Origin of the sequence: Streptomyces sp. CA-278952 (assembly GCF_028747205.1) — a bacterium.
In the GTDB taxonomy this organism is placed as follows: domain Bacteria; phylum Actinomycetota; class Actinomycetes; order Streptomycetales; family Streptomycetaceae; genus Streptomyces.
Genome location: NZ_CP112880.1, coordinates 2267808 through 2284234, shown reverse-complemented (window position 1 = coordinate 2284234; position 16427 = coordinate 2267808). Strand labels below are relative to the sequence as shown.

The window sequence follows — 16427 nt, the reverse complement described above, 5'->3', positions numbered from 1 at the left end:
CACTGCGTGCGAGCGGGCCGTTACGCGTCCCGCTTCTTCAGGACCAGGAAGCCGCCGAGCACCGCCGCCAGCACCCAGAGCACCATGATCCCGAGCCCCGCCCAGGGGCCGTACGGGGCCGGGTCGGTGTTCAACGCGTCCGGGACGACCTGCATGATCTTCGAACCGGCCTGGTCGGGGAAGTACCGGGCGACGCTCTTGGCGCCCGGCACCGCCGCGAGGATCTGCGAGACCAGGAAGAAGAACGGCATCAGGATGCCGAGCGACAGCATGGAACTGCGCAGCATCGCCGCCACCCCCATGGAGAAGATCGCGATCAGCCCCATGTAGAGCCCGCCGCCGACGACCGCGCGCAGCACGTTCTCCGCGCCGATGTCGGTGCCCCGGTCGCCGAGCATGGCCTGGCTCAGGAAGAAGGAGACGAAGCTGGTGAGCAGCCCCACGGCGAGGGCCAGTACACCGGCCACCGTGATCTTGCTGAGGAGGAAGGTGCCGCGCTGGGGCACCGCCGCCAGCGAGGTGCGGATCATGCCGGTGCTGTACTCGGTGCCGACCACGAGCACTCCGAACACCACCATCGCGAGCTGGCCGAGAACGGTCCCGGAGAAGCTGACGAAGGTCGGGTCGAACGTGGCCTGCTCCGCCTCGGAGAGGTCGTCGAACGTGGCGTTCAGCAGGGCGCTCAGCGCCGCTCCCATCACGACCGTGACGGCGAACGCGGCGATGAGGGTCCAGATGGTCGAGGAGACCGACCGGATCTTGGTCCATTCCGAGGTGAGAACCGCGGGTACCGATGCCATGGCCGTCACGCCCCCTTGCCGTCGGTGTCGTCGGTGCCCCCGGGTTTGTTCCAACTCTCGCCCCAGCCGGCTCCCACCGCGGGCGGTTCGACGGCCGGGTCCCGTTCCGCATGGGCGTGGTACTCCACCGAACCGGCGGTCATCTGCATGAACGCCTCCTCCAGGGAGGCCCGCTGGGAACTCAGCTCGTGCAGCACCAGCTGGTGCCGGGCGGCCAGCTCACCCAGCTCCTCGGTGGTGGCGCCGTCGATCTCCAGGACGCCGCCCGCCGTCTCGACGACGGTGAAGCCCTCCTGGTGCAGCACGTCGCGCAGCCGCTCCTGCTGCGGGGAGCGCAGCCGCGCGTAACTGCGGGAGTTCTCGTGGATGAAGTCCGCCATCGAGGTGTCGGCGAGCAGCTTGCCCTGGCCGATCACGATCAAATGGTCGGCGGTCAGCGCCATTTCGCTCATCAGATGGGACGAGACGAAGATCGTCCGGCCCTCCGACGCGAGCGCCTTCATCAGATTGCGGATCCAGTGGATGCCCTCGGGGTCCAGCCCGTTGACCGGCTCGTCGAACATCAGGATCTCTGGGTCGCCGAGCAGTGCGGACGCGATGCCGAGCCGCTGGCCCATGCCGAGGGAGAACCCCTTGGACTTCTTCTTCGCCACCACGCTCAGCCCGACCATGTCGAGCACCTCGTCGACCCGGCTGCTCGGGATGCGGTTGCTCTGCGCCAGGCACAGCAGGTTGTTGTACGCGCTGCGGCCGCCGTGCATCCCCTTGGCGTCCAGGAGCGCCCCGATGTACTTCAGCGGTTCCTGGAGCTCGCGGTAGTGCTTGCCGTCGATGCGCACCGTACCGCTGGTCGGGTTGTCGAGATCGAGCATCATCCGCATCGTGGTGGACTTGCCCGCCCCGTTCGGGCCGAGGAAACCGGTCACGATGCCCGGTCTGACCTGACACGACAAATGGTCGACGGCGATCTTGCTGCCGAACCGTTTGGTGAGTCCCTCGAGCTCGATCATGCGTTCACGCTAGAACGCCAGAGCGCCCGGCGCCACCACAAAGGCGGAACCGGGCGCACACGGGGGTATTACCCGCGCCGGGGGTCAGCGGGTCTGCTGGGCCGGGACACCGCGGGTGGCGGGCTCGTCCTCCACCGGGGAGCCGGCGGCGGCCACGGCGGCGCCGGTCAGCGTCGCCAGCATCTCGCGGACGTTGGTCAGCTGCGCGTTGATCGAGTCGCGGCGGTTGGTGAGCGCCGCCAGCTCGCGCTCCGACTCGCTGCGGATCCGGTCGGCCTTGGCGTTGGCGTCGGCGACGATGTCCTCGGCCTGGCGCTGGGCGGTCTCCACCGTCTGGCGGGCCCGGCGCTCGGCGTCCGTGCGGAGCTTCTCGGCCTCCAGGCGGAGCTGCTCGGCGCGGTGCTCGATCTCGGCGAGACGCTTCTCGGCCTTGGCCTGGCGGGACGCGAGGTCGCGCTCCGACTGCTCGCGGCGCTTGGCGAGGTTGGTCTCGAAGTCGGCCGCGGCCTGGGCGGCCTTGGCGCGGGTCTCCTCGAAGAGGGCGTCGGCCTCCTCGCGCTTCTGCTGGGCGTCCTTCTGGGCGTCGGTGCGGAGCGTGTTCGCCTCGCCCTGGGCCTTCTCGACGATGCGGACGCCCTCGTCCTCGGCCTTCGCCTTGCGCTCGGCGGCGAAGGACTCGGCGTCGTTGCGCACCTGCTGGGCCGCCGACTCGGCGAGCTCCCGGTGCTGCTCGGCCGCGCGACGGGCCTCCTCGCGCAGGTCCTTGGCCTCCTCCTCGGCGAGGCGGAGAATCTTCTCGACACGGGCGCCGAGACCGGCGTACGACGGCTCGGCGTCGTTTACCTGGGCCTGGGCGTTCTGCGTCTCGAGGTGCAGCTCCTCGATGCGCTTTTCCAGAGAGGTGATTCGGGCCAGGGCACTATCACGGTCGGCGACGAGCTTGGTGATGCGGTCGTCCACCTGACCGCGGTCGTAGCCTCGTCGCACGAGCTCGAAGCCGAAGGGGGAGGAAGGGTCACTCATGGGGTTCCTGTCGAATGAGACCGGTGAGGTGATAGAGGGAATCCTAGGGGCCATGGCGGCGTGTCAGCGTGAAGATGCCGGTTTGATCTGGAGAATGACACCCCTTTTGAGTGGCTGACCCCCGGAGTGCTTGCCACTCGAAGGTTTGAATGTCCATGACGATGCACGGAACGCCGCGGATCGGCCAGGGGGCGTCCGGCCCTGATCCGCCGGACATCTCCTAGCGGTCGGACGACTTGCCCCCCGACCGAGTGCCCGCCGCCGCCGGAGCCTTGGCGCCTCCCGCGGAACCGCCGCCCGGTTTCCCGCCCCCGGTCGGAGCCTCGAAAGACTCCAACGCCTCCAGCACGTCCTGGACACGGGAGATCTCCGCATTGATGTCCTCGCGCCTGCGCACCAGGACGTCCAGCTCGCGCTTGCCCTCGTCGACCGTCTGCTTGGCCTCGGCCTCGGCGTCGGCGCGCAGCTTCTCCGCCTCGCGGATCAGCCCGGCCTTCTTCGTCTCGGCCTCCTTCAGCAACGACTCGGCCCGTTTCACCGCGGCGATACGGACCTTGCTCGCCTCCGAGTTGGCCTGCGCCATCAGCTCCTTGGCCTTCGCCTCGGCCTCGTCGCGCTGCTCGGTCGCCGCCTTCATCAGGTTGTCGACACGCTCGCCGGCGGTCTTCATCTGCTCGGAGGTCTCCCGGCGGGCCCGCTCGTGCAGCTCCTCGATCTCGCTCTCCAGCCGGGCCCGCAGCTCCTCGGCCCGCTCCCGGATCGCCGTCGCGTCGCGCCGGGCGCCGACCAGCAGTTCGTCGGCGTCGGTACGGGCGCGTTCGACCAGGGTGTTGCCCTCGACGGTCGCCTCCGAGGTGATGCGCACGGCCTCCTTGCGGGCCGCGCCGACCATCGTGTCGGCCTGCCCCTCGGCCTCGGTGGCCGTACGCAGCGCCTCTTCCCGCGCCTTGTTGATGAGCTGGTCCGCCTGCTCGGCCGCGTCCGCCCGACGCTTGGCCGCCGCCTCGCGGGCCTCGTCCAGCAGCCGGTCCGCCTCCTGGCGGGCATCCGACCGCATCTCCTCGGCCGCCGACTCCGCCTCCGCGTGCAGCCGTGCCGCCTCCTCGCGGGTGCGGGCCGCGTGTTCCTGCGCGGAGCCGAGCCGCTCGGCCGCCTCCGCGCGCAGCCGCTCGGACTCGCCGGCCGCCTCGGCCAGCATCCGGTCCGCCTGCTCGGTGGACTCGGCCCGGCGGCGGTTGGCCTCCGTGGTGGCCTCGACGACGAGCTGCTCGGAGGCCTGGGCCGCCTCGTTGCGGATGCGTTCGCTCTCGTTGGACGCCTCGGCCATCAGCCGGTCCGACTGGGCCGCCGCCTCCGAACGGATCCGGTTGGCGTCCTGCCGGGCCTCGGCACGGGCCTTCGACGCGTCCTGCTCCGCCGACGCCAGCGCGTCGGACGCCTCGGTGCGCATCCGCTGGCTGTACTCGGAGGTGTCCGCGCGCAGCCGCTCCGACTCGCCGATCGCGTCGGAGACCGTCCGCTCGGCCAGCGCCTTCGCGGCGTCGGTCTCCTCCTCGGCCTCCCGCCGGAGACGGGCCGCCTCCTCGTTCGCCTCCCGGCGCAGCCGGACCGCGTCCTCGGCGGCCCGCTCCCGCTCCGCGTGGGCGTCGGAGCGGACCCGGTCCGCCTCCTCCTGCGCCTCGCTCCGGGTGCGTTCCGCGACGTGCTCCGCCGTCGAGCGCAGCCCGGCGATCTCCTCCTCGGCCTGCTCCTGGAGACCCGCGACGGAGTCCCGTACCTGCTGGGCCGTCTGCTCGGCCGTCGCGACCAGCTCGGTCGCCCGGGCGTCCGCCTCCTCGACCAGCCGGTGCGCCTCGGCCTGGGCCTCCTCGACCCGCTTGCGGGCGGAGGCGAGCAGTTCCTCGCTCTGCTCGCGGGCCCGCTCGCGCTCCTGCTCCGCCTCGGTCCGGGCCGCGCCGAGGATCTCCTCGGCCTCCCGGCGGCGGCGCGTGGCCTCCTCCTGGGCGGCGCTCAGCGCCTCGGCGGCCTCGGCCGCGACCCGCTCGGCGGTGGCCGCTGCCTCCGCACGCACCCGGTCGGCGCTCTCCTGCGCCTCGGACTTGAGCCGCTCCGCCTCGGCGGCTGCCTCACCGCGCAGCCGTACCGCGATGTTCTCGCCCTCGGAACGGGCCTGGGCGGCGTCGGCGGCGGCCTCGTCGCGCAGCCGCTCGGCCTCCGCCCCGGCCTGCTCGGTCAGCGCCCGCGCCCGCTCGGCGGCCTCGGCGCGCTGCCGCTCCGCCTCCACGTTCGTCTCGCGGCGGATCCGCTCGGCCTCGCCCCGGGCCTCACCGAGCGCCTCCTCGGCGGCGGCGAGCCGGGTCTCGGCCTCGGTGTGCAGCCGTGCCAGCTCCTCGGCGGCCTCGGCCTGCCGCGCGGCGACACCGCGCTCGCTCTCCTCACGCAGCTCGGTCGCGGCCCGCTCGGCCGCCTCCGTGACGGCCGCCGCCTGCTCCTCGGCCTCGGTCCGCAGCCGGTCGGCCTCGGTCCGGGTGCGCTCCAGCGTCTCCTCGGCCTGCTTGCGCAGGGTCGCGGCCCGCTCGGCGGCCTCGGCGCGGATGCGCTCGCTCTCGCCGTTCGCCTTGGTGCGCAGCTCGTCCGCGTCGGAGCGGGCCTCGGTCAGCAGCTCCTCGGCGGTACGGGCGCCCTCCTCCAGCTGCTGGACCGCCTCGCGACGGGCCTCGCCCCGGATCCGCTCGCCCTCGGCGACCGCCTCGGAGCGCAGCGTCTCGGCCTCGCCGCGCAGCCTGCGGGCCTCCTCCTGGAGCTCGACCGTCTTGGCCCGGTACTCCTTGGTGTCGTCCTTGGCCGCGCCCTTGAGCTCGTCGGCCTGTTCGGCGGCCTCGCCGCGCAGCCGGTCCGCCTCGGCCTCCGCCTCGCGGCGGATCCGCTCGGCCTCCTCGCTCGCCGCCCTCGTCGTCGACTTCGCGTCCTCGGAGGCCTTGGTGAGCACCTCCTCGGCGCTGCGGGCCGCCTTCGCCAGCTGGGCGGCGGCGTCCTCGGCGGCGACCGTACGGGCCTTCTCGCCCGCCTCGGCGACCAGCCGCTCCGCCTCGGCGCGGGCGTCGACGAGCGCCTGTTCGGCCTCTTCCTTCAGCGCCTCGGTGCTCTTGGTGGCCTCGCCGACCAGCCGGGCGATCTCCGACCTGGCCGTACGGGTGCGCTGTTCGTTCTGCGACTCGGCGGCGGCCAACTGCCTGGCGGCGGCGTCCTTCGCCTCGGAGAGGAGCTTCTCCGCCTCCAGACGGGACTCGCGCAGCCGGGTCTCGGCCTCCGAGAGACGCTGCTCGGCGGACCGGTTCAGCTCGGCGGTCTGCTGGCGGGTCTGGTCGGTCTCCGCGGTCGTGCTGGAGCGCAGCTGCTCCGCGTGGCTGGTGGCCTCCTGCGCCTGGGCGGAGGCGGCCCCGAGGAGCCGCTCGGCGTCCTTGCGGGCGCGCAGCAGGATCGCCTCGGCCTCGGCCCTGGCGGTCTCGGTCTCCGAGCCGGCGCGCCGACGGGTCTCCTCCGCCAGCCGGGCGGCCTCGTCGCGGGCGGCGGCCAGCGCCTGCTCGGCCTCGGCACGGGACTCCTCCAGCAGCCGGCGGGCCTGTGACTCGGTGCGGGCGCGCAGCTGTTCGGCCCAGGCGACGTTCTCGTTGACGTGCGACTCGACGGTCTGGCGGCGTTCCGCCAGCTCCTGGTCGAGCCGCTGCCTGCGCTGGACGGCCTCGGTGTGCAACTCGGCCTGCAGGCGCGCCTGGTGTTCGGCGTGCTCCTGGAGGATCCGCTGCGTCTGGGCACGGGCCTCGCGCAGCTCGCGCTCGGCGTCGCCGCGCATCTGCTCGGCCTGGACCTGCGCGTTCCGCAGCATCTGCTCGGCCTGGTAGCCGAGGTCCGCGCTGTCGTAGGCGGGACGGGTCGCGAGATTGCGCCGGGCCTCGTGCAGCTTGGCACGCAAGACCTCGACCTGGTAGCCGAGGTCCTCGGCGTGCTGGACAGCCTTCTCCCGGTCGGTCTTCAGCCGGTCCATCTTGGCTTCGAACCGCGAGAGATGGTCGTCTTCAGCGAGGTGGCTCTCCTGGCGTTCGTAGCCCCGCACTGCGCGGTCCCATCCTTCCCCGAGCTCTCAACTTAGTTCGAGCGGGGGAGACCCCAACCCTGGTCGGAACTCGCCGTACGCATACCGCTCGTCGGCGAGTTGTCCCCGGGGAATGGTGACAGACAAACGACGAGGACGTGGCACGGCCCCGACCCGGCCCCGGCCCGGAACCGCCCACTCTACCGGGCCGGGTATGCGGTGGTCAGTGCTCCGTCCTGCTCGTGACCAGTTCGGTGAGGACGCCGTGGCAGTCCTTGGGGTGCAGGAACGTGATCCGGGACCCCATCGATCCCGTCCTGGGCTCGTCGTACAGCACCCGGACGCCCTTCTCGCGGATGTCCGCGGCGTCCCCGTCCACATCCTCCGTACCGAAGGCGATGTGGTGCACGCCCTCCCCGTTCTTCGCCAGCCACTTGCCGACGGCCGAGTCCTCCCGGGTGGGCTCCAGCAGCTGGAGGTACGAAGCACCGCCGTCCGAGGTCCCGTTGATCTTGAGCATGGCCTCCCGGACCCCCTGCTCCTCGTTGATCTCGCTGTGGAACACCTCGAATCCGTACGTGGCACGGTAGAACTCCACCGTCTTGTCCAGGTCGAAACAGGCGATCCCGATGTGGTCGATGCGCGTCAGCATGGGTTCAGCATGGCCGCGCTCCCAGGCTCCCGCCATGGTTACGCAACGTGCGCGCCGTCACACCGGTTGCCGGATGACGGGCGCGGTACCTCTCAGTACATTCAGGTAAACCCTCGTTCACATCCGATCCCAAGGGGCCGTGCCCATGCCAGCAACGACCGGTACCACCACCTCAGTGATCGTCGCGGGCGCCCGGACGCCCATGGGCCGCCTCCTCGGCTCCCTCAAGAGCTTCTCCGGCGCCGACCTCGGCGGCTTCGCCATCAAGGCCGCTCTGGACCGGGCCGGCATCGGCGGTGACCAGGTCCAGTACGTGATCATGGGTCAGGTGCTCACGGCCGGCGCGGGCCAGATGCCCGCCCGGCAGGCGGCGGTCAAGGCAGGCATCCCGATGAACGTCCCCGCGCTCACCGTCAACAAGGTGTGCCTGTCCGGGCTCGACGCCATCGCGCTGGCCGACCAGCTCATCCGCGCCGGGGAGTTCGACGTGGTGGTCGCGGGCGGCCAGGAGTCCATGACCAACGCCCCGCACCTGCTCCCCAGGTCCCGCGAGGGCTACAAGTACGGCGCGATCGAGATGCTGGACTCGATGGCGCACGACGGTCTCACCGACGCGTACGAGAACATCCCGATGGGAGAGTCCACCGAGAGGCACAACGGCCGCCTCGGCCTCGACCGCGCCGCCCAGGACGCGATCGGCGCGCAGTCCCACCAGCGGGCCGCCGCCGCCCAGAAGAACGGCCTCTTCGAGGCGGAGATCACCCCGGTCGAGATCCCGCAGCGCAAGGGCGACCCGGTCCTCTTCGCCAAGGACGAGGGCATCCGCGCCGAGACGACCGCGGAGACGCTCGGCAAGCTGCGCCCGGCCTTCGCCAAGGACGGCACGATCACCGCCGGGACCTCCTCACAGATCTCCGACGGCGCCGCCGCGGTCGTCGTGATGAGCAAGGCGAAGGCGGAGGAGCTGGGCCTCGACTGGATCGCCGAGATCGGCGCCCACGGAAACGTCGCGGGCCCCGACAACTCCCTCCAGTCGCAGCCCTCGAACGCCATCCGGCACGCCCTGAAGAAGGACGGCCTGGGCGTCGAGGACCTCGACCTGATCGAGATCAACGAGGCGTTCGCGGCCGTCGCCGTCCAGTCCGTGAAGGATCTGGGCGTCACCTCGGACAAGGTCAACGTCAACGGCGGCGCCATCGCGCTCGGCCACCCCATCGGGATGTCCGGCGCCCGGATCGTCCTGCACCTGGCCCTGGAGCTGAAGCGGCGCGGCGGCGGCACCGGCGCGGCCGCGCTCTGCGGCGGCGGGGGTCAGGGCGACGCGCTGATCATCCGCGTTCCGGGCAAGTAGTACCCGTACGGATTCCGGGCCCGGACGGGCTCCGGGGCAGAGCAGGAGATACGGAGCGGTGAACGTGGACGTGGATGTCCCCATGCTGGTCGAGCAGGCGCGAGCAGGCAGGCCGCGTGCGGTGGCCCGGCTGATCTCGCTGGTGGAGGGGGCCTCCCCGCAGCTGCGGGAGGTGATGGCCGCGCTGGCGCCGCTGGCCGGCCACGCCTACGTCGTCGGGCTCACGGGCTCGCCGGGCGTCGGCAAGTCCACCTCCACCTCGGCCCTGGTCTCCGCCTACCGCCGGGCGGGCAAGCGGGTCGGCGTCCTCGCCGTCGACCCGTCCTCGCCGTTCTCCGGCGGGGCGCTGCTGGGCGACCGGATCCGGATGGCGGACCACGTGTCCGACCCGGGCGTGTACATCCGCTCGATGGCGACCCGGGGCCACCTGGGCGGCCTCGCCTGGTCCGCGCCGCAGGCCATCCGGGTGCTGGACGCGGCGGGCTGCGACGTGATCCTCGTCGAGACGGTCGGCGTCGGCCAGTCCGAGGTGGAGATCGCCTCCCAGGCCGACACCTCCGTCGTGCTGCTCGCCCCGGGCATGGGCGACGGCATCCAGGCGGCCAAGGCCGGGATCCTGGAGATCGGCGACGTCTACGTGGTCAACAAGGCCGACCGGGACGGCGCGGACGCCACCGCCCGCGAGCTGAACCACATGCTGGGCCTGGGGGAGGCCCGGGGCCCCGGCGACTGGCGCCCCCCGATCGTGAAGACGGTCGCCGCCCGGGGCCAGGGCACGGACGAGGTCGTCGAGGCCCTGGAGAAGCACCGGGCCTGGATGGAGGAGCACGGCGTGCTGGCCGAGCGCCGCACCGCCCGCGCCGCGCACGAGGTCGAGACGATCGCCGTCACCGCACTCCGCGAGAAGATCGCCGACCTGCGCGGCGACCGCCGGCTGCACGCCCTGGCCGAGCGCATCGTGGCGGGGACCCTGGACCCGTACGCGGCGGCCGATGAGCTGGTGGCGGGGCTGACGGGGAGCTCCTGAGCACGTGCTGAAGGCCCCCGGGGACGGCGTGGGTGCCACCCCGGGGGCGTTCTCGCGTACGGGCCCGGCGGCGCGCCCACCGCCCCCGTCCTCGGGGCAGAGGTGGCGCCCGGGGCCGCGCCCGGTCGTCGTGGGGCGACCAGGCGCCGTCCGAGGGTGCTACTCGACCAGACTCAGCGGTCCGGGCGCATCGATTCCCGCCGCTCCGACCGCCGCACGGCAGAATTTCTCGGGCGGGCGGTAGCGGTGCGCGGTGATGTAGTGGATGACCAGGTTCGGAGCGGCGTAGAGGGTTCCGTCCTCTCCCTTCACCCGGATCTCCGCCGAGCCGAGCCATACCCGGGTGTCCCCGTTCGGCCCGCCGGAGACGGAGACCCGGTCCGTGTCGCAGAACTCGCACCTGTGAAAGCCGCGCATCTGGTTCTCGTAGGCGGAGCTGAGGATCACCAACGCCTGCACCACCCGCTCGTCCACGACGCCGGTGGCGTAGCCGTGTTGGGGATGCAGCCATCCGACGTTGAGCATGGCACGGGGTGACTCGTCGTAGGAGTACGGTGACAGATCGGGGTAGTGGCTCATGTGCTGTCCCCCTCAGCGTCGCGGGTCGCAGTGTTTCCGGCGGATCGCCGGATGGACCGGGCCCCTATTCTCTGCCCCTGCCGCGCTCACGGCGCTGGACGGTGGGTCAGCCGTCGTCGCCGTCCCGGTCATCCCGGTCGTCGTCCCGGTCGTCGTCCTTGTCGTCCGCGCGGTCGTCCCGGTCGTCGTCGCCGTCGTCGTCGTGGTCCACGGTGACCTTGCCGGTCTTCGCGTCGACGCGCAGCTCGTGCTGCTTGCCGTCCTTGCCCGCGATGTCGATGTCCCAGCGCAGGACGGTGCCCCGGTTGTCGTCGTCGTCATCGTCGTCGTCCAGGTCGATCGACGTGACGCTGCCCGGCGCGGTCTTCAGAGCCGCGTCCACCGCCTGGTTCAGGGTGATGGCGGAGGAGCGGGGCGCGTGGTGGTCGCGGTCGTCGTTGTCGTCGTCATGGGTCTTCAGGACCTTGCCGTTGCCGGCGTCCACCGTCACGTCGTGCCACTTCTTGTCGGAACCGCGGACGTCCAGCTCCCAGACCGCGCGGTCGTTGTCGTCGTCGTCATCGTCGAGCTCGGCCTCGGTGACCGTGCCCGGGACGCTCTTCAGGGCGGCGGCGACGGCCTGGTCGAGGGTGATCCGGGTGGTCTTCGCGGCGGCCGGGGTCCGGTCGTCGGAAGCGTCGTCCGTGCGGTCGTCGGAGGCGTTGTCGTCGGCGAGGCTCACGGCGCTCACGCTCCCGGCGGGCGTACGGTCGCCGTCCCCGTCGTCCGCGAAGGCGACGGTGGCGGCGGTGGTGCCGCCGATGAGCACGGCCGCGGTGATCGCCGCGATGGTGACGTTGCGCTTCATGAGGGTTCCTCCCGAGAGCTGCTGCTGTTCGACGTGACCCACACTGCCGGTCGGTAGCTGAACGCAACCTGAAGCCACCTGAAGGCGCCTTCAGGTTGAGTTTGCGAGGCTGTGCGCATGCGCCTGTTGATCGTGGAGGACGAGAAGCGCCTCGCGGTGTCCCTGGCCAGGGGACTGACCGCCGAGGGCTTCGCCGTGGATGTCGTGCACGACGGCCTCGAAGGGCTGCACCGGGCGAGCGAGGGCGTCCATGACCTGGTGATCCTCGACATCATGCTGCCCGGCATGAACGGCTACCGCGTCTGCTCGAACCTGCGCGCCGCCGGACACGAGGTGCCGATCCTCATGCTGACCGCCAAGGACGGCGAGTACGACGAGGCCGAGGGACTGGACACCGGCGCCGACGACTACCTGACCAAGCCCTTCAGCTACGTCGTCCTCGTCGCCCGGGTCCGCGCCCTGCTGCGCCGCCGGGGAGCCGGCACCGCCGCGCCCGTCCTGACCGTCGGGTCCCTGCGCATCGAGACCGCCGCCCGCCGGGTGATCCGCGGCGAGGTGGAGATCGCGCTCACCGCCAAGGAGTTCGCGGTGCTGGAGCAGCTCGCCCTGCGCGCGGGCCAGGTCGTCAGCAAGGCGGAGATCCTGGAGCACGTCTGGGACTTCGCCTACGACGGCGACCCGAACATCGTCGAGGTCTACATCTCCACCCTGCGCCGCAAGCTCGGCGCGAGTGCCATCCGTACCGTGCGCGGCGCGGGCTACCGGCTGGAGGCGCAGTGAGGTCCGTACGGGCCAGGGCCGCCATAGGAGCCACCCTGGTCGTCGCCGTCGCCCTGGTGGCGGCCGGCCTCGCCGTGCTCCTGGTCCTGCGGGCCAACCTGATCGACCAGGCGGACCTCCAGGCAGAGGTGGCTGCCCGCGAGGTGGCCGGACAGCTGGCCACGGACACCCCGTACGCCGAACTGGAACTGGACGACGAGGAGGACCACCCGGTCCAGGTGACCGACGAGGAGGGCCGGGTCGTCATCGTTTCCAAGGAACTGCGGGCCGTCACCGGCACCGGCACGAGTGGCGTCACCCCGGTGCCCTCGGCCTCGGCGGGGGCCTCCCCGTCGCCCGGCGAGGGGGACGGAGACGACGACAGCGCCGACGACGACGATGACGGCAGCCGCCCCGGCCGCGGCCAGGTCTCCTCCGACGACCCGGACTTCTCCGACGGCACCGCCACCGTCGACCGCACCACCGCCGACTACCGCTTCGCCGCCGTCGAGGCGACGACCCCCCGCGGCGTCACCCTGACCGTGCACGCGGGCGCACCGCTCGCCGCCGAGCAGGAGGCGGTGAACACGGTGCGCGGGGCGATGCTCACCGGGCTGCCGGTGCTCCTGGTGGTCGTCGCCGGGGTGACCTGGCTGGTGACCCGCCGGGCCCTGCGGCCGGTCGAGGGCATCCGCCGCGAGATGGCGGCGATCACCGCCTCCGAGGACCTGGCCCGCCGGGTTCCGGAGCCCGGTTCGCGGGACGAGATCGCGGCGCTGGCCCGGACGACGAACGAGACGCTCACCGTCCTGGAGGCGTCCGTGGAACGCCAGCGCCGGTTCGTCGCGGACGCCTCGCACGAGCTGCGTTCCCCGATCGCCTCGCTGCGCACCCAGCTGGAGGTGGCCGAGGCCCATCCGGAGCTGCTGGACCTTCCGGGCGCGGTCGCCGACACCGTACGGCTCCAGGTGCTGGCGGCGGATCTGCTGCTGCTGGCCCGGCTGGACGCGGGGGAGAAGCCCGGGAGCGCGACCGTGGAGCTGGGCGCGCTGGTCCGGGAGGAGGTGTCGCAGCGGACCGGGGACCGGATCGCGGTGGGCGTCGAGGCGCCGGAGGGCGGCGCGTTCGAGGTGAGCGGGTCGCGCGGGCAGCTGTCCCGGGTGATCGGCAATCTGCTGGACAACGCCCAGCGGCACGCCGAGGGGAGCGTCGCGGTGTCGGTGGCGGCCGACGGGCGCGGCGTACGGGTGGAGGTCAGGGACGACGGGGCGGGCGTTCCCGAGGACGAGCGGGAGCGGATCTTCGAACGGTTCGTCCGGCTCGACGACGCCCGCAGCCGGGACGACGGCGGCGCTGGACTGGGCCTGGCCATCGCCCGGGACGTCGCCTCGCGCCACGGCGGGACGCTGACGGTGCACGCGGCGGCCGAGGGCGGTGCGGCCTTCCGGCTGTGGCTGCCCCGCTCCGCCTGACGGTCCCGGACCCCTACAGCTTGCCGCGCTTGCCGCGCAGGTGCTCCGCGATCGGGGTCAGCGCGGCGTTCAGGTCGGCGAGCGCCTCGGGGGACAGCAGGTCCATGAAGTGCTGCCGCACCGAGGCGACGTGGTGCGGGGCGACCTTGCGCATCGTCTCCGCGCCGTGCTCGGTGAGGACCGCGAACAGTCCGCGCCGGTCCGATTCGCAGTGGGTGCGGCGGACCAGCCCGGCGGTCTCCATCCGGGTGATCTGGTGCGAGAGCCGGCTCTTGGACTGAAGGGTGGCGGCGGCGAGGTCGCTCATCCGCATGCGCTGGTCGTCCGATTCGGAGAGGTTGACCAGGATCTCGTAGTCGTTCATGGTCAGTCCGAACGGCTGGAGGTCCTTCTCCAGTTGGTGCATCAGCAGCCTGCTGACGTCCAGGTGGGTGCGCCAGGCGCACTGCTCCGCGTCGCTCAGCCAGCGGGTGGCCGTCTCGGTCTCCATATGTGGATTCTACCTAAGAAGTTGAAAGCCGGACGAAATTGGGGGGTGTGACGACGGGCACTCCCGGCCCGCGGTTGTGCCGAGGGGCCCGTCGGCAAGCACCGACGGCTGGGCGCAGGCGTTCGACGTCACACTCCGCAGACTACCGCTCACAACCCGAAGCGACGCTGGAGGTCCCCCAGCTGGCCGGGCATGCGCGGAGCGGATCCGGGTTGACCCCCGCCACCCGGAACGCCCGGCTCGTTCGGGACCGCTCCCGCCGCCTGCTCCGCCATCAGCGCCTCGCTCGACTGGAGCAGCACCGTGCCCGCCCCGACGAACTCGAACTGGTGCTCCTCGCCCGATGTCCCGCCGATCCCCGTGAGGGACCGGATACCGCCCATCACGCCCGTCATGTAGCCGTGGTCGTAGTGGTGGCACGGGGAGGGGCAGTCGGCCCAGCCCACCAGTGCCTGCGGATCCACCCGCAGCGGCGGCTCCATGAACACCACCGGGCCGTTCGAGGCGGCCACGAACTTCCCCGTGCCGATCAGCGTCACGAACCCCGGCACGATCGACTGCTTCAGCGCCATCGTCGGCTGGTACGCCAGCAGGTTCCCGGACCGGATGGTGAGGTTCCCGTCCTCCAGGTTGAAGGAGTTCACGTCGAACGCCCGGTCCGCCAGCAGCATCTTCCCGCTGCCCTCGGCCAGCACCCAGTCGCTCGCGTGCAGCGGCGAGTGGAAGCCGGCGCGCACCAGCCGCTCGAACCGGCCGTGTCCGATGCCGTCGAACTGGATCTGCCCGTAGTAGGCGATCATCTTGCCCTTCTGCAGGAACCACCGGCTCCCCTTGAGCTCCACGCAGAAGGTGTAGGAGTTGACGTTGTCGTCCGACGGCAGCGTCATCGGATCGAGGACCGGGGGCGTGCTCAAAGCTTCTCCTCCGACGCCTGGACGTACACCGCACCACTGCCGCTCAGCTCCAGCTGGAACGCCTCGCCGGAGCCCCGCCCCACCATGTCCCGCCAGCCGACCGCCGTGGACAGCTTGTTCCGGACCTCACCGTGGTGGGCGACGTAGGCCTGCGGGTCGACGTGGACGTCCCGGCCCGGGGTGATCGGCAGTTCGATCACCCCGCCGTGCGCCATCACCGCGACCGCGCCGTGCCCCTTGAGGGTGGTGGTGAACAGGCCCTGGCCGGTCACCTGGCCGCGCACCATGCCCATCACCCCGCCCTGCGCGCCCATGAACATCGTGCCCTGCTGGAGCGTCCCGTCGAACGCGAGCAGCCGGTCCGCCTCCACGTACAGGGTGTCGCCCGCCAGCTCGATCACCTGGATGTGGTGGCCGCCGTGGCCGAACATCACCGTGCCCGAGCCCTCGACCGTCATCAGCGGCGTCGACTCGCCCGCCACCCGGCGGCCGATCATCGACGCGACGCCGCCCTGCCCGCCCTGGAGGTTCGGAGTGAAGGACACCTCGCCCCGGTACGCCAGCATCGCGCCGCGCTGGCTGAACAGCTTCTGGCCCGGGGCCAGGGTGGCCTCGACCATCTTGGAGTTGATCTCCCGGAACGGCATCAGACATCGCCCCCCACGGTGTTGCGCTCGCTCGGCTGCACATAGACCACGCCGTCGCCCTCGAAGCGGATCTGGAACGCCTCGCCGGAGCCCTCGCCCATCAGCGTCCGGAAGTTCACCCCCGCCTGAAAGCTCTGCTGGAGCCGGCCCTGGTGGGCGATGTACGCGCCGGGGTCGACCATCAGCGGATACTGCGCGGACACCCGCAGCAGGACCGCCGTGCCGTCCGACATGATCGCCGCCTGCCCGGTGCCCTCCACCGTGGTGGTGAACAGGCCGTTGCCGCTCGCCCCGCCGCGCAGCCCGGTGAACGTCGTGCCCGTGCGCAGCCCGGCGTCGGTGGCCAGCAGATTGCTCGCCTCCACGTACAGGGTGTCGCCGCGCAGCGAGACCAGGTTGATCTCGCTCGCCCGGTCGGCGAAATAGCAGGTGCCCTGCCCGGACACCTCCATCACCGTCATCTGCTCGCCGGTCAGCCGGCGGGTCACCATGCCCCGGAGCCCCTCACCGCCGCCGGACATCTTCTTGAAGGACATCCGGCCGTCGTACGCGACCATCGAGCCGTTCTTCGCCTTGACCGCATCGCCCGTCAGGTCGACGGCGAGCGTCTTGCTGCCTTGGAGTCGGAACATCGCCACGCGACGACGGTAGCCGTCCGCGCCGCACCCCGGCCAGAGGCTCCGGAACCGTTACGTCCCTGATGCGCACGCGGACCGGCCCTGATATGCGGCGATACGCGCACCGGCGGACGGGGCGGCCCCCG

General features: G+C 71.9%; 15 protein-coding genes. 4 read left to right on the top strand and 11 right to left on the bottom strand.

Annotated features, from left to right (window positions below; translation table 11 throughout):
- Positions 1-20: 20 nt before the first annotated feature.
- From N7925_RS09865 to mce, 5 genes are all read right to left on the bottom strand, one after another.
- Positions 21-800 carry an ABC transporter permease subunit gene (locus N7925_RS09865; protein WP_265599304.1) on the bottom strand — a complete coding sequence of 260 codons (780 nt, stop codon included), beginning with the start codon at positions 798-800 and terminating at the stop codon, positions 21-23.
- 5 nt (positions 801-805) lie between these two features.
- Entirely contained in the window at positions 806-1810 is a 1005-nt protein-coding gene (locus tag N7925_RS09860; RefSeq protein ID WP_274343647.1) for an ABC transporter ATP-binding protein, read from the bottom strand.
- Between the two features lie 84 nt (positions 1811-1894).
- The gene (locus N7925_RS09855; protein WP_018958966.1) at positions 1895-2833 is read right to left on the bottom strand and encodes a cellulose-binding protein; all 939 of its coding nucleotides are present in this window, start codon (positions 2831-2833) and stop codon (positions 1895-1897) included.
- Between the two features lie 220 nt (positions 2834-3053).
- On the bottom strand, positions 3054-6947 hold the full coding sequence (gene scy, locus N7925_RS09850) for a polarized growth protein Scy (RefSeq protein ID WP_265599302.1): 3894 nt from the start codon (positions 6945-6947) through the stop codon (positions 3054-3056).
- A gap of 202 nt (positions 6948-7149) precedes the next feature.
- A complete protein-coding gene (gene mce, locus N7925_RS09845; protein WP_265599301.1) occupies positions 7150-7578 on the bottom strand; it encodes a methylmalonyl-CoA epimerase in 429 nt (142 codons plus the stop codon).
- 175 nt (positions 7579-7753) lie between these two features.
- Between mce and N7925_RS09840 the strand changes: the two genes are divergently transcribed.
- Positions 7754-8929, top strand: coding sequence for an acetyl-CoA C-acetyltransferase (locus N7925_RS09840; RefSeq protein ID WP_265603817.1), 1176 nt, complete (start codon positions 7754-7756; stop codon positions 8927-8929).
- 82 nt (positions 8930-9011) lie between these two features.
- Positions 9012-9956, top strand: a complete 945-nt coding sequence (gene meaB / locus N7925_RS09835; protein WP_265603816.1) for a methylmalonyl Co-A mutase-associated GTPase MeaB — start codon at positions 9012-9014, stop codon at positions 9954-9956.
- Between the two features lie 159 nt (positions 9957-10115).
- Here meaB and N7925_RS09830 read toward each other — a convergent pair whose 3' ends face one another.
- Together N7925_RS09830 and N7925_RS09825 are read right to left on the bottom strand one after the other, a co-directional pair.
- Positions 10116-10535, bottom strand: a complete 420-nt coding sequence (locus tag N7925_RS09830; RefSeq protein WP_274343646.1) for a DUF7919 family protein — start codon at positions 10533-10535, stop codon at positions 10116-10118.
- A 106-nt stretch (positions 10536-10641) separates the two neighbouring features.
- Positions 10642-11382, bottom strand: coding sequence for a PepSY domain-containing protein (locus N7925_RS09825; RefSeq protein WP_274343645.1), 741 nt, complete (start codon positions 11380-11382; stop codon positions 10642-10644).
- Between the two features lie 117 nt (positions 11383-11499).
- Here N7925_RS09825 and N7925_RS09820 point away from each other — a divergent pair, with 117 nt between their 5' ends.
- Together N7925_RS09820 and N7925_RS09815 are read left to right on the top strand one after the other, a co-directional pair.
- Positions 11500-12162 carry a response regulator transcription factor gene (locus tag N7925_RS09820; RefSeq protein WP_265599298.1) on the top strand — a complete coding sequence of 221 codons (663 nt, stop codon included), beginning with the start codon at positions 11500-11502 and terminating at the stop codon, positions 12160-12162.
- Positions 12159-13613, top strand: coding sequence for a sensor histidine kinase (locus N7925_RS09815; RefSeq protein ID WP_274343644.1), 1455 nt, complete (start codon positions 12159-12161; stop codon positions 13611-13613). Before N7925_RS09820 ends, N7925_RS09815 begins: the two co-directional genes overlap by 4 nt.
- Before the next feature lie 13 nt (positions 13614-13626).
- Here the strand turns inward: N7925_RS09815 and N7925_RS09810 are convergent, their stop codons facing one another.
- From N7925_RS09810 to N7925_RS09795, 4 genes are all read right to left on the bottom strand, one after another.
- Entirely contained in the window at positions 13627-14103 is a 477-nt protein-coding gene (locus tag N7925_RS09810) for a MarR family winged helix-turn-helix transcriptional regulator (RefSeq protein WP_265599296.1), read from the bottom strand.
- A 149-nt stretch (positions 14104-14252) separates the two neighbouring features.
- Positions 14253-15017 carry an AIM24 family protein gene (locus N7925_RS09805; RefSeq protein WP_274343643.1) on the bottom strand — a complete coding sequence of 255 codons (765 nt, stop codon included), beginning with the start codon at positions 15015-15017 and terminating at the stop codon, positions 14253-14255.
- Entirely contained in the window at positions 15014-15664 is a 651-nt protein-coding gene (locus N7925_RS09800) for an AIM24 family protein (protein WP_265599294.1), read from the bottom strand. Before N7925_RS09800 ends, N7925_RS09805 begins: the two co-directional genes overlap by 4 nt.
- Entirely contained in the window at positions 15664-16296 is a 633-nt protein-coding gene (locus tag N7925_RS09795; protein WP_265603815.1) for an AIM24 family protein, read from the bottom strand. Before N7925_RS09795 ends, N7925_RS09800 begins: the two co-directional genes overlap by 1 nt.
- Between the last annotated feature and the right edge of the window lie 131 nt (positions 16297-16427).